13 protein-coding genes and 1 pseudogene are annotated in these 13093 nt (G+C 70.8%); 3 read left to right on the plus strand and 11 right to left on the minus strand.

The window, feature by feature from the left end:
- Positions 1-14 precede the first annotated feature (14 nt).
- Together ABZU76_RS30770 and ABZU76_RS30775 are read right to left on the minus strand one after the other, a co-directional pair.
- A complete protein-coding gene (locus tag ABZU76_RS30770) occupies positions 15-764 on the minus strand; it encodes an enoyl-CoA hydratase-related protein (RefSeq protein WP_354875563.1) in 750 nt (249 codons plus the stop codon).
- A gap of 16 nt (positions 765-780) precedes the next feature.
- Positions 781-2397, minus strand: coding sequence for an AMP-binding protein (locus ABZU76_RS30775; RefSeq protein ID WP_354875565.1), 1617 nt, complete (start codon positions 2395-2397; stop codon positions 781-783).
- Between the two features lie 122 nt (positions 2398-2519).
- Here ABZU76_RS30775 and ABZU76_RS30780 point away from each other — a divergent pair, with 122 nt between their 5' ends.
- The gene (locus tag ABZU76_RS30780) at positions 2520-3101 is read left to right on the plus strand and encodes a TetR/AcrR family transcriptional regulator (RefSeq protein ID WP_354875567.1); all 582 of its coding nucleotides are present in this window, start codon (positions 2520-2522) and stop codon (positions 3099-3101) included.
- A gap of 58 nt (positions 3102-3159) precedes the next feature.
- Positions 3160-3792: a nitroreductase family protein gene (locus ABZU76_RS30785; protein ID WP_354875569.1), complete on the plus strand. Its 633-nt coding sequence runs from the start codon at positions 3160-3162 to the stop codon at positions 3790-3792.
- A 54-nt stretch (positions 3793-3846) separates the two neighbouring features.
- On the opposite strand, the gene ABZU76_RS30790 is transcribed toward ABZU76_RS30785, so the two are convergent.
- From ABZU76_RS30790 to ABZU76_RS30830, 9 genes and pseudogenes are all read right to left on the minus strand, one after another.
- Positions 3847-4515, minus strand: coding sequence for a DUF4190 domain-containing protein (locus tag ABZU76_RS30790; protein ID WP_354875571.1), 669 nt, complete (start codon positions 4513-4515; stop codon positions 3847-3849).
- 364 nt (positions 4516-4879) lie between these two features.
- Positions 4880-5467: a YbaB/EbfC family nucleoid-associated protein gene (locus ABZU76_RS30795; protein ID WP_354875573.1), complete on the minus strand. Its 588-nt coding sequence runs from the start codon at positions 5465-5467 to the stop codon at positions 4880-4882.
- Positions 5468-5834: 367 nt separating this feature from the next.
- Positions 5835-6125: pseudogene (locus ABZU76_RS30800) on the minus strand (type VII secretion target); the annotation flags it as partial.
- Between the two features lie 7 nt (positions 6126-6132).
- The gene (locus tag ABZU76_RS30805) at positions 6133-8076 is read right to left on the minus strand and encodes a hypothetical protein (protein ID WP_354875575.1); all 1944 of its coding nucleotides are present in this window, start codon (positions 8074-8076) and stop codon (positions 6133-6135) included.
- Positions 8077-8086: 10 nt separating this feature from the next.
- A complete protein-coding gene (locus ABZU76_RS30810) occupies positions 8087-8476 on the minus strand; it encodes a hypothetical protein (protein WP_354875729.1) in 390 nt (129 codons plus the stop codon).
- Between the two features lie 55 nt (positions 8477-8531).
- Positions 8532-9380 carry an ESX secretion-associated protein EspG gene (locus ABZU76_RS30815; protein ID WP_354875577.1) on the minus strand — a complete coding sequence of 283 codons (849 nt, stop codon included), beginning with the start codon at positions 9378-9380 and terminating at the stop codon, positions 8532-8534.
- A 290-nt stretch (positions 9381-9670) separates the two neighbouring features.
- Positions 9671-10600 (minus strand): 2-dehydropantoate 2-reductase, encoded by a 930-nt coding sequence (locus ABZU76_RS30820; protein WP_354875579.1) that lies wholly within the window; start codon positions 10598-10600, stop codon positions 9671-9673.
- Between the two features lie 72 nt (positions 10601-10672).
- A complete protein-coding gene (locus ABZU76_RS30825) occupies positions 10673-11179 on the minus strand; it encodes a DinB family protein (RefSeq protein WP_354875581.1) in 507 nt (168 codons plus the stop codon).
- 176 nt (positions 11180-11355) lie between these two features.
- The gene (locus tag ABZU76_RS30830) at positions 11356-11847 is read right to left on the minus strand and encodes a helix-turn-helix domain-containing protein (RefSeq protein ID WP_354875583.1); all 492 of its coding nucleotides are present in this window, start codon (positions 11845-11847) and stop codon (positions 11356-11358) included.
- A 185-nt stretch (positions 11848-12032) separates the two neighbouring features.
- On the opposite strand from ABZU76_RS30830, the gene ABZU76_RS30835 reads away from it, so the two are divergent.
- Complete coding sequence (locus ABZU76_RS30835) at positions 12033-12980, plus strand: hypothetical protein (RefSeq protein WP_354875585.1); 948 nt, start codon at positions 12033-12035, stop codon at positions 12978-12980.
- Positions 12981-13093: the final 113 nt, after the last annotated feature.

Below are 13093 nucleotides of genomic sequence, written 5' to 3' on the forward strand. Positions count from 1 at the left end.
CCGGCGATCTTGAGTCAGAGACTGCCGAACCGCGGCGCTCTCCGCTCGGCGAACGCGGCCAGCCCCTCCCGTGCGGTGGGGCCGGCCAAGTGCGCGAGCAACGTCTCCCGCTCCGCGGTGATCGCGGCGGCGGGTTCGTCGGCGAGTGCCTTGCGGTGCAGGCGTTTCATGCCGCGCAACGCGTCGGGCGCGTGCCGGGCCAGGCGCGCGACGAGCGCCTCGACGGCGTCGTCGAGCTCGGCCGCGGGCACCGCGCTGCTCACGAGCCCGAAGCCCGCGGCGGTGGCGCCGTCGACGATTTCGCCGGTGTAGAGCAGCCTGCGGGCAATCGCCGGGGCGACGGCGTGGCTAAGGCGTACCGAACCGCCGGCGCCCGGCAGCAGCCCGTACTCGAGGTGCCGGTCGCCGATCTGCGCGGTCTCGCTGACCACGGCGAGGTCGCAGGCGAGCATGATCTCGCAGCCACCCGCCACCGCGTAGCCGTCGATCACGCAGACGGACACGAACGGCGCGGCTTCCAGCCGGTCGAGCGTCACCCCGATCGAGGTGATGTACTCGCGCACCGCGGCCGGGTCGTCCAGCACCGAACGCAGGAACTTCAGCTCGGCGCCGGCCGACAACGTCCCGCCCCGCCCGCGCACCACGACCACCGAGCACTCCGCCGCGGCCGTGATCGCCTCGTCCAGACCGGCGATCACCTCGGGGCTGAGCGCGTTGCGCGTGGCCGCCTGGTCGATCGTGATCCGGCCGACGGGACCGTCCACACTGAACCTGACGGCTTCACTTCCTGATGACAATGCCCGCCGCCTCCCGGTCCCACAGCTGGCCGACGCGGTCCGCGGCGGCGGTCTTCAGCTTGTACTTCTCGATCTTCTCGCTCGGCGTCTTCGGCAGGCGCTCGATGAACTCCAGGTAACGCGGCACCATGAAGTAGGGCATGTGCTCATCGCAGAACGCGATGATCTCCTCGTAGGAGGCGCTCGCGCCCTCTTCGAGCACGACGAACACCATCAGGTCGTCCTCGCCCAGTTCCGAAGCCACGGGCACGGCGGCGGCTTCGAGGATCGCCGGGTGCTTGCAGACGATGGTCTCCACCTCGTAGGCGGAGATGTTCTCGCCGCGGCGGCGGATGGCTTCCTTCTTGCGGTCGGAGAAGAACAGGTACCCGTCCTCGTCGAGCCAGCCGCGGTCGCCGGTGTGGAACCACAGGTCGCGCGTGGCGCCGACAGTGGCATCGGGCATCTTGTAGTACTCCAGCATGGTCATGCCGGGTTCGTTGGGGCGCAGGCGGATCTCACCGACCTCACCCGTCGCCAAGGCACGGCCCTCGTCGTCCACGATCTGCACGCTCATGTCGGGCCGCACCCGGCCCGCCGAGGGCACCTTCTCCAGCGGGTCGTCGGGGCTGAACACGGTGACCGCGCAGTTCTCGGTCATCGCGTACACGGAGGTGACCTTCGCGCCGTAGCGTTCGAGGAACCCGTCGGCCAGCTCGCGGGAGTTCGGCACCATCATGCAGATCCGCACCGAGTGGTCGCGGTCGCGCTCCGAGCGCGGCTGCTGCCAGATGATGTTCGCCATCGCGCCCAGCGCATTGAACACCGTGGCCTTCGACTCGCGGATCTGCGACCAGAACCGGCTGGCCGAGAAGTGCGGGTACAAGGCCACCGACGCTTCCGCCCACAACGCGGCGTACACCGTGTACCAGATGGCGTTGCCGTGGAAGACCGGCAGGCACGTGTAGAGCACGTCGTCCTGGCGGTAGGAGTTGAGCGACGCCATCTGATGGCCCACGGCGTGGCCCTGCGCCTGCGGGCAGATCGCGCCCTTCGACGGACCCGTGGTGCCGGAGGTGTAGAGGATCAGGTGCGGGTCGTTCCAGCGCACGGGCTCGGCAAGCCGCGGCGGTTCGGGCGAGGCCTGGCCGAGGTCGGCGAGGTCGTGCGTGGTGATGCCGTCGAGCGCGGCCAGCTGCGCCGGGTCGGAGCCGAGCCCCAGCACCGTGCGCACGGCCGGCACCTCGGGCAGCACGGCGGCGACGCGCGTGAGCAGGTCACCGGCCACGCACACGGCCGTGGAGTCGGACTGGTCGAGGAAGTAGCGCAGCAGCTCGCCCTTGGCGGCTGTGTTGAGCGGCACCGCCACGGCGCCGAGCTTGCCCAGGCCCCAGAGCGTCCACAGGAACTCGGGTCCGTTGGGCATCATCATGGCCACGTGGTCGCCCCGCGAAATTCCGAGCGCGGCGAACCCGTTGGCGTAGCGGTTGGTCATCTCGTCGAGGTCGCGGTAGGTGAAGGTGCGCCCCGCCCAGTGCAGGAACGGGCGGTCGCCGACGCGGGCGGCTTTGTCGGCGAGGATGTGCGCGGTGGTCCTCTGGTCGATCTCGTAGTAGCGCATCGTCGGGCTGCCTCCAAGTCTCGCCTCCGGACGCTAATCGCACGGGAGCGATCGGTCAACAAACAGTTGTTGCACCCGTTCTGCCCATCGACTCGTCACTCGCCGTAGTGTCTAATGGGCGGGTGTCCGAACGAGCCACCGACTACGTCACGCCCATCGTCGAGATCGCCGCAAGCCTGTTCGCCCGCAAGGGCTACCACGGGACTTCGATGCGCGACATCGGGCGGGAGGTCGGCGTGCACGCCGGAAGTCTCTACGTGCACATCCAGAGCAAAGAGGACCTGCTCGAGGCGATCGTGCACAGCATCATGGAGCGCTCCGAGCGCGACATGGAGGAGATCCTCGCCGCCGGCGGCACCGCCACCGAGCAGCTGCGCCAAGTGGCCGCGCGCGACCTCAAGCTCATCGGCGAGAACAAGGAGTTCGCCACCGTCTTCTTCCACGAGTGGCGCAACCTCAGCGAACCCCGCCAGCAAGCCGTGATCGCCAGCCGCGACCGCTGGGAAACCGGGCTGCGCAGCATCATCACGCAAGGCATCGAGGCCGGCGAGTTCCGCGAAGCCGACCCGCGCATCGCCGGTATCGCACTCACGAGCATCCTGAATTGGGCGTATGTCTGGTATTCCCCCGACGGGTCGCTCACCACGGACGAGCTCGCGGACCGCTTCGCCGATCTGCTGATCGAAGGCCTGCGCGCACACTGAATCCCGGCTGTGGTCACGGTCTCGCGCGGCGGGTACCTCGCGGACTTATGATCGCGGCATGCTCGAACTCTCCCCGGATCAGCTGCTGTCCACCACTCGCGCGGTGCGCAAGCGCCTCGACTTCACCCGCGACGTCCCCGACGACCTCATCCGCGAATGCGTCGCCCTCGCCCTGCAGGCCCCGGCCGGGTCGAACGTGGTCACGGCCCGCTTCGTGGTCGTACGCGACGAAGCCAAGCGCCGCGCCATCGGCGAGATCTACGGCTCGATCTTCGCGCAGTACAAGGCATCGCCGGGCTACCCAGGCAAGAACGACGGCGCGACCGAGCGCGACCGCGTGCAGTCGCGCGTCGCCAGTTCGGCCGATTACCTCGGCGACCACATGGGTGAAGCCCCGGTGCTCGTACTGGCCTGCAATGAAGGCGCCGACCGCGCGTCCGCCACGGCGGGCATGTCCAACGTCCTGCCCGCCACCTGGAGCTTCATGCTGGCGGCCCGCGCCCGCGGTCTCGGCACCGCGTGGACGTCCATGCACGTGGTCCGGGAGAAGGAGGTCGCGGACCTCCTCGGGATCCCCTACGAGACCGTCGCGCAGGCGGTGCTGACCCCGTTGGCGTACACGAAGGGCACCGACTTCCGCCCGGCGTCGCGGCCCGCGCCGGACGAGGTCACCCACTGGGACAAGTGGTAACCGACCGTCCACACACGACCGGTCCGGGCTTCCCAGCCCGGGCCGGTTGTGCGTTCACGGCTGGTAGGTGCAGACCGCGCCGAAGGCGTTCGAGTTCTCCGAGACGACCTTGCCGTCGACGGTGATCTTGCAGGTGTTGTCCTTGCCGTCCAGCTGTGGGTCGACCGCGGTCGCCGTGACGGTGGTGAAGTTCGGGTCGGACATCGACAGCGTCTGGCTCCACGTCTTGCCGCCGGGGACGACGGCCTGCGCGCCCTGGGCCAGCCCGCTGTTCCAGTCCACATTGGACTTCGACGCGGTCGTCACCTCCAGGACAACGGCGTGCTCGCCGGGCGAGACTGCGGCAGGGGTCGGAGCGCCCGCACCCGCGTCCTGGACGACCGCCGGCGCCACCGTCTTGGGCAGGCCGTCGGCGACGTCCTTCACCGCCGCGCCGACCACGACCGTCCACACGACACAGATCACGAGCCCGATCGCCGACAGCACGACGGCCGTGATCGCCATGCCCTTGTTATCGGCCTCACCCTTGTTCACCCGGACGATGCCCACGACGCCGAAGATCACGCCGAGGATCGTCAGCGGCCACGCGATCAGGCCGATGACGGGGATGAACGCGAACACCAGCCCGATCAGGCCGAGCACGAACCCGGCCACACCGAGCCCGTTCTTGCGCTGCGGAGCCACGGGAGCCGGCGACACCGGCGGAATGGGGGCGTACGACACGGGTTTCCTCTTTCGACGGACACTCCGCGCGACCGGTTTGGTCACGCGTCGCTCCCTCGATCGCCGCCCACTGTTACTTCGCTACAAGGCCTCAACCGCTCGTCCGGTCATGAACCGGACACTGTTGATCATGGCCGCGTCCGTTTGCGCAGCTGGCAGCCCCCGAACGGCCGCGGGGCGTATTCACCGTGAGTCATCGACGGGAATTTCGCTTCACCTGAACGGAGCAGGGGCCGTGACGTTACCGTGTCCGGACCGTGTCCGGCGGACCGTCCACAGCAGACAGCCCGGGTGAGCATTCGCGCTCACCCGGGCTGTCGAAGCGTGCCGTGCCGGTGTCCTCAGTGGACTCCGGCAGAGGACGTCACCAGGGGTTGTTGTCCTGCTCGTCCGGGTCGATGCGACCCGAACGGCGCGGACCCGTCGGTCCTGCCGGGCTCGGCGGCGCGGCGGGCGGCGGCGGGGTCGGGGCACCACCGGCCGACGGTGCGGGCGGCACCGGCGGCGGGGTCGGAGCCGGGGGCTCCGGCTCGCCCGAACCGTCTTCCGGCTCGTCGAGGTCCGGGAAGCGGCTGCGGAGGCTGCCGAGCAGCGCGGAGCGGGTGTCCTGGTCCTCGTCGCCGAGGTTCTCGGTCATGACCTCGGCGACGCGCTGGGTGATGCCCGACTGCGCGCGCCGCATGGTGTCCAGCACCATGCGGGCCAGCTCCTCCTGCGGCATGGTCCGCGTCTTGGATCCGAAGACCAGGTCGGACACGACCCCGTCGGCGCCGACGGTGACCTTGACGGTGCCGTCGGGGCTCGACGCCGTGAGGCGCAGCCGTTCGGTCTCCTGCTGGGCGGCCGCGTAACGCTCGGCCTTGCGGGCGAAGCCCGCCGCCCACTCGTCCATCCGCCGGATCGCCTCGTCGGGGTCCCTGATCAGGTCACCCAACCCTCCCGCACTGGTCATGGTGTTCGTACTCCTCGATCTGCCTGCTGCTGAACTGTTCGGGTGGCGCCGGGCGAAGCGTCGCCCGGCGCCACGGTGACACCGGCTACTCGGTGACCGTGCCGATCCGGAACGACGACGGGTTCACCACGGGCTCGTCGGGCACCGTGGTGCCGATGCGGGGCGACAGCGGCGCCTGCAACGGCTCGCTCGGAATCGTCGTCCCGATCCGCGGCGACAGCGGCTGCTGCAGCGGCTCGCTCGGGATCGTCGTGCCGATGCGCGGCGACAGCGGTTCGCTGCCGGACGAGTAACCGCCAGACGAATAGCCGTCCGAGCCCCCGCTGGTGAAGCCCGCCGCGTCGTCGCTGTTGGCCAGCTGGTTGAGGAACGGCTGCGCCTCCTGGGAGTCGCCGTCCATGTACGCCTGCGCCGTGGTGCGGACGTTGTCCGCCGTGGTCTGCATGCCTTCGGCCGCGGCGCTCACCGCGTCCTTGGCCTGCTCCCCCGTCGGGTTCACGATCGGCGGGAGAAACGCGCACAGCAGGCCGTAGGCGTCGTCGTTCAACGCGTAGTCCGCCGCCTGCACGGCGTTGTTCAGCCGGTCCACGAGCCCGTCGAGGTGGCTGGCGTGCGCCGTCAGCTCGTCGGGTTCGACGTCGAAGCCTCCGCTGGTCATCCCCGCCTCACTTCCAGTCCTTGTTCTTCCAGTCACCGATCACCGGCGGCGCGACGACCTCGTCCGGGGCGAAGAAGCTCGGGTCGTCCGACTCCACGTAGTCGGCGATCTTGTGCTCCTTGTCCTCCGGGCCCTTGCCGCCCTTCTGGCCGGCACCCATGCCGCCCATGCCCGGCGAACCGGCCGCGCCCTTGGCGCCCGCTTGTGCGCCACCGCCTCGCGCCGCCAGCTCCTCCTCGGTCGCCGCGGCACCGGAACCGGCACCCGCGCCGGCCGCGCCACCGAGGCCCGCGCCCTTGATGCCGGCGCCACCACCGATGCCGCCGATCCCGCCGCCACCGGCACCGCCGCCGAGGCGGCTGCTGATGCTGTCGCCGTTGATGCCGCCACTACGGCCGATGGTCGGGATCTTGCCCGAGCCCCCGCCGAGGCCGCCACCGGAACCGCCGAGCGAGCCGCCGCCGACGCCCGTGCCGGGGTTGAACGGCGGCGGGGTGAAGCCCGTGCCGGAACCCGAGCCGCCGCCCAGGCCACCGCCGCCGACACCGCTGCCCGGGTTGAACGGCGGCGGGTTGAAGCCACTGCCGCCGATCCCGGTACCGCCGGGACCGTCGGGCACGTTCAGCGGCGGGGGCGTGAAGCCCGAAGCCTTCGTGGTGTCGTCGTTCGGCAGGCCGGAGCCGCCGCCGAGGCCGCCACCGCCCAGGCCACCGCCACCGACGCCACCCGGACCGTCGGGCACGTTGAGCGGCGGAGGGTTGAAGCCACCGCCACCACCCGCACCGCCGCCGGCGCCGCTCCCGGAGCCACCGCCGAGACCACCACCACCGGCGCCGCCCGGGCCGTCGGGCACGTTGAGCGGAGGCGGGTTGAAGCCGCCGGCGCCACCACCGGCACCGCCACCAGCGCCGCCGCCCGCGCCACCACCGGCACCGCCCCCGGCGCCGCCGATCGGCAGCCCGTCGGGACCGATGGGCCGTCCGTCCGGGCCGATCGGCAGGCCGTCGGGGCCGGTCGGAAGAACCTGGCTCGCGGCACCGCCACCGGCGCCACCCGCGCCGCCGCCGTTCGCGGCGGTCGAGCCCGGCAGCTTCGGCGGCGCTGCGAACGCCGGCGTCACGACGGCCGAGCCGATCGTGTGGTCGTACTGCGTCATCAGCTGCGCCGCCTGCTGGCGCGCGGCCTGCTGCTCGGTGAAGGTCGCCATCGCCTTGGACGCCTGCGCGGCGTACTCGGTGGGGTCCTTGATCTGCTGCAGCTGCGCGTTGGCGTCCTGCACGTTGAACTGCACGGGCGGGTTCGCGGCCATCGCGATCTGCGTCTGGTTCAGCGCCTGCGAGTGGATCTCCTGCTGGCGCCCGGCCAGGGTCGCGCCCTGGGCGGTGGTGCCGAGCCACTTGCCGACGTTCGCCAGGTGCTCACGCGCAGCGTCGCCGCCCGCGCCCTGCCAGTTGCTCGTGCTGGCGGAGATCGCCTGCGCGAGGTTCTGCTGGTGCGTGGCCAGGTCGTTGCCGACCTGCACCCACTCCTCCGACGACTCGGCCACGGTGCCCGAGTTCGCCTGCTGGGTGATGGCCTGCTGCATCTGCTCGTGCGTCGCCTGCGACCAGTCGGTGTAGGGCGCGCCGTCGGTCTGGCGCAGCTGAAGGCCGCCGTCGAGGCCGGACTTCGACTGCACGAGTTGCTGCTCGTAGAGCTCCTGGATCTTCTCGTCGCGCACCTTCGGGTCGACGACCGGGCCCAGCCAGCCCTTCGCGATCTCGTCGTCGATCTCCTTCGTGGCCTCGGCGCGGATCTGGTCACCGGAGGCGACGTCGTCCGGCTTGACCGGGCCGACGAAGTACTTCGACGACGAGTCGGCCGTCACTTCGTAGTAGGGGCTGCGCGGGTCGTAGTCCGGCGACGACGGGTCGGAGACCGCCGAGGTGGACGGGTCTGTAGCAGTGGACACGAGATCCTCCTCAGGTCAGCTCGTCGACGGGAAGCCGGTTGATGGTGTCGCGCGTTCCGGCTTCGGTGTTGCTGTAGTTCTGCTTCGCCAGCTTGATCGCCTCGACGTATGTCGGGAACTCATCGCGCGCCGCCTGCAGCTGCGTGAGCAAGCCCTGGGCGTCGCTGGCGGTGTTGAGCATGTGGTTCGACACCCATTGACCGGTCGCCGTGGACGACAGAGCGGGGGCCGTACCCAGCTTCTGCAAAGCGTCCCACCGCGCCTGAAGGGTGTCGATCACACCTTCGAGCGCTTGGATCATCTGGTTGCCGGTGGTGTCATCCACCGCGAAACTGCCGGTCTGCGCCAATCGCTTCAGCTCGGTCCCGGACAACTGCGGCGTCAGTTCACGCGCAGTCATCTTCGCCGGGGTCGCGTCGTCGGCCACCGGATCTCCCTCCTCTTGTGCGCGCGCGTCAGTAGACGGCGGCGATGGCGTTCTGCACGGCGCGGGCCACCTCGGACCGCCCTGCGGGGACGTACTTCGCGCTCAGGTCACCGGCGTCGCCGGTGGCGGTGTGGATCAAGTAGCGGCCGTCCTGCGTGTCGAGCCAGCTGAGCGGGTCGGCCGCGCGCAGCTCGCCGTGCCGGCCCCAGCCGGTGACGGTGACGTGGCCGCCGCCGAGGCGCGGCGCGGCCATGACGCGCTCCAGCACCTCGGTGCTGCCAGGCGTCGGTGTCACACGGGGGTCGGTGCGGCTGGGCCGCACGGTCCCGCGGACCTCGATCATCCCGAACGCGTCCGTCTCTTCCTCGTCCTCGGCCGCCTCGGCGATGCGCCGCGCGGTCATCGCCGACACCGCACGCGTCGCCTGCCGGCTCACCTCGTGGGCGCCGGTCGTCGCGGCGCGCGCCGGAGGCAGCACGCCGGTGACGACGTCGACGAGGTCCTCGTCGGCGAAGAGGGAGAACAGCAGTTCGTCGGTGCGCGGGTTCTGCGTGATCCCGAGCGCCTGCCTGCCGTCGCTGAGGGCGAGCACCGCGATGTCGGCGCCGACGCCGTCGACCCCGGCCACCGCGACGGAGACGCGCGGCCGGGCGAGCAACCCGAACGCCGTCTGCACGTGGGGGCTGAGCTCACCATGAGTGGAGAGCCGCTTGTCCTCCATCGCCCGGTAGACCTGGGTCGCCAGGCGGACGAACCGGATGGGATCCGAAGGCACCGTGCCGATTCGCAACGGGTACTGGCGGATGTCACCGCCGGTTGCCTGGCTGACTACAAGAGCTTCGAAGACGTCGAGAACGAACTCGAACCTGTCCGCCATACCCGAGAGCTTCCTTCCCCACGGCGGGTCGTGCACGGCGCTGCGCCGCGGTCCGGACACCTGCGCAAAAGGGGCGCAGATGTCACTGATCGGAGCCTAGCAGTCCTGGTGTGACGGGAAATCACCACTCGAACCGGTGCCCGAAAGACCATCCGTCCGTGTCAACCCGGGCACGGCCTTCGCGCCCTTCCGCACCCATCACGTGGGCCGGAGCCGATTCGGTTCACCTCGATCGGAGAAAAAGTTCGCGGACTTCTCCCTGGGCGCCGAAACGGGGTTCGTTCGGGGGCTCAGCCCAGCCGTGACCGGTACACGCGCAGGTTCAGCCGGACCAGTTCCAGCAGTGGTACGGACACCCCGAGCGCGTGCGCCCGGTCCACCAGATCACCGAAGATCTGCTCGCCCTCCACGGGTAGCCCGGCCGTGAGGTCGCGGTAGAGCGAGGGCGCGCGCGGGGAGCCGACCTCGGTCACGGTACCGCGGGCGTTCTCGAGAGCGGCCGCCTCCAGCGGGTGGCCGGCGGCCGCCGCGACGGCCGCGCACTCGGCGACCACGGCCTCGGCGAAGGCGATCCCGCCCGGCTGTCCGGCGACGTCGCCGACGGTGCCGCGCATGAGCGAGGTCACGGCCCCGATCGAGGCGATGAACACCCACTTCGCCCACATGGCGGCCGTGATGTCCGGGGACAGGACCGTGTCGAAGCCCGCACCCGAGAGCAGTTCGTGCACCTCGGCGAGCCCGGCCGGCGCCGGCGCGGTGCGGGCGCCGTAGGTCAGCGACTGGAGGTCGAACAGGCGGCGGATGTCGCCCGCACCGTCCACAGTGGTCATCACGATCGCGACGCCGCCGAGCACCCGCTGCTCGCCGAAGCGGGTCACGAGCGCGTCGAGGTGGCGCAGCCCGTTGAGCACCGGCAGCACCAGGGTGTCCGGCCCGACCGCCGGCGCCACGTCCTCGATCGCCTGCTCGAGCCCCGCGGCCTTGACCGTGAACAGCACGAGGTCGTACGGCTCGGTGAGCTCACCGGCGTGCACGAGCTTCGGTGTGAGCACCGTCTCCTCGCCGAGCCCGGTGATCCGCAGGCCGCGCTCGCTCAACGCCGCCGAGCGCCCCGGGCGCACCAGGAAGGTCACGTCACGGCCGCCCTGCACCAGCCGGCCGCCGAAGAACCCGCCGGTCGCGCCGGCACCCACCACCAGGATTCGCTTCGCGCTCGTCACCCGTGCGACAGTAGGCCGCTGACTTGTCTAGGCCAAGCCAGAGTCGCTGCTCTCACACCTCGGCGGTTCGGCTCAGACGCCGACGACGCCGTCGACGCCCTCGCGCAGGAAGTCGGCGTGGCCGTTGTGCCGGGCGTACTCGTGGATCAGGTGCAGCATCACCAGCCGCAGGGAGACATCCTCGCCCCACCGCGCGTTGTACGCGACGACGTCGAGCGACTCGGCGGCCGCCTCGATCCGCCGCGAGTGCTCCACCTCGGTCTGCCACGCGGCGAAGGCCTCGGCCCGCGTGCCGTCGGTGGCGTCGTAGGCGGCCTGGTAGTCACCGTCGGCCGACCAGACGAGCGGCACGTCCTCGCCGTCGATCACCCGGCGGAACCAGGCGCGCTCGACCTCGGCCAGGTGCCGCACGAGCCCCAGCAGCGACAGCGTCGAGGGCGGCATCGACTGCCGGCGCAGCTGCTCGTCGGAGAGGCCGTCGCACTTCATCGCGAGCGTCGCGCGGTGGAAGTCGAGGAACGCCCGCAGCATCTCCCGCTCCCCCGCGATCGCCGGCGGCCCGATCCGTTCCGTCGCCACGGCTCCCCCTTCACCCGGTGACACGTCCGGACTCAGGCTACCGGCGCGCCGAGGTCCGCCGAGCGGCGCCGCCGCGGGCACCTCCGGCCGCACGGCTTCGTGCGCGACCCGGCACACGGACCCGGGCTCTCCCGTTCCCCGTGGACTGTCCACTGTGGATTGGTGCGGCGCGGGGTTCAGCTCACAGGTTCGGCGAGCGGCACGGGTTCGGGCGAGCGCCACGGCCGGTACCAGAGCATGTCCTCGCGGCGCATCGGTTCGCCGCATTCGTCGCACAGCGTGCCGGGGCGGGTGCGCGCCCCGCACGCGCCGTGGACGATCAGCATGCGCTCGGCGGGCGGGTCGGAACGCGTGTGCTCATCGCCCCACTCGGCGAGGGACAGCAGCACCGGCAGCGCGTCGGCGCCGGCCTTCGTGAGGCGGTACTCGTGGCGGGTGCGGCCGCCGTCGCGGTACGGCACGCGCGTGAGCAGCCCTGCCTCCGTGAGTTTGGTGAGCCGGGTCGTGAGCACGTTGTCGGCGATGCCGAGCTCGTCGCGGAACTCGTCGAAGCGCGCGGTACCCGTGGTGGCGTTGCGCAGGATCAGCAACGTCCACGGTTCACCGAGCACGTCGACCGCCCGGGCGATCGGGCACGCTTGCCCAGACCACTGGATGCGTCGGACCATCACCGCTCCCTTCCTTCCACCACACCGCGTTCGCTGCCTTTCGCGGTGCAAGCCGTCATCGACCGTAGCACGCGGCGGGCGGGCGCTGGGCCGTTCGGCCGATCACAGCGGCTTCACAGCAACACACAGGAAACAGACAGGTGGAATCTGCTGCAACAAAGCGGTTCCGCGGCGTTGTCCCGGGTATGGCAAGACGGCTGAGATGGACATTGGCTGCCGCGGGGCTCACCGCGACGGTCCTCACGACGGCGGTCGTCGTCACGGTGAATACGCGCCACGTGACGACGATGCCCGCGGCGCAGACGCTGCCACCGCCCTCGTCCTCCCCCGCACCGCCGTCCACGAGCGAACCACCGACGTCGACGACACCACCGACCACTTCCTCGCCTCCCCTGCCCGACCCCTCGGCCGTGGCCGACGACGTGGTCGACGCGGTGATCGCCGCGTCGAAGGGCACGAAGGTCGGGCTCGCGGTGTACGACACGAAGACGGGCAAGACGCTCGCGCTGAACAACCCCCAAACCGCGTACTACACGGCTTCCGTGGTGAAGCTGCTCATCGCGCTCGACTCGCTGTACGACGACGGCACCTGGCAGGTCCCCTCCGGCGACACCGCCGACGAGCTCACCGACATGATCTCCGGCAGCAACGACGCCGTCGCCGACAAGCTGTGGGAAGCCGACGGCGGGACCGCGATCGTCGGGCGGATGGCCCACCTCATCGGGCTTTCGCACACACTCGAACCGACGGACCCGGGCCAGTGGGGCATGACGAAGATGAGCCCCGACGACGTGGTCACCACCTACCGCTACCTCACCGACACCGTCCCCGACGCCACGGCACAACCACTGCTCACCGCGATGGCCGACGCGCGCCAGCCCGCCGACGACGGCTACCCGCAGTACTTCGGCATCCCGGACGGCATGCCCGGCACGACGTGGGAGATCAAGCAGGGCTGGATGATCCTGCGCTCGTCGCTCGTGCTCAACACCACCGGCATCGTCGACTCCCGCTTCGTCGTGGTGCTCCTGACGCAGCAGCCGGCCGCCACCTCGTCGGCGAAGGGCCGCGCCGCGGTGACCGCAGGGATCAAGGCGTTGGCGCCGGCACTGGCCGCGTGGACCGCGGGTTGACAGACCCCGATAACTCCTCTGTGGACAGTGTGATCCCGCACCGCCCCACCGGAGTTCGGGGCGGGGCCACGGTTCGGTGAGAACCGCGGCGGCCCGCCCCGCTCGGGTGCGAC

It is taken from the genome of Amycolatopsis sp. NPDC005232, assembly GCF_040607795.1.
GTDB lineage: Bacteria > Actinomycetota > Actinomycetes > Mycobacteriales > Pseudonocardiaceae > Amycolatopsis.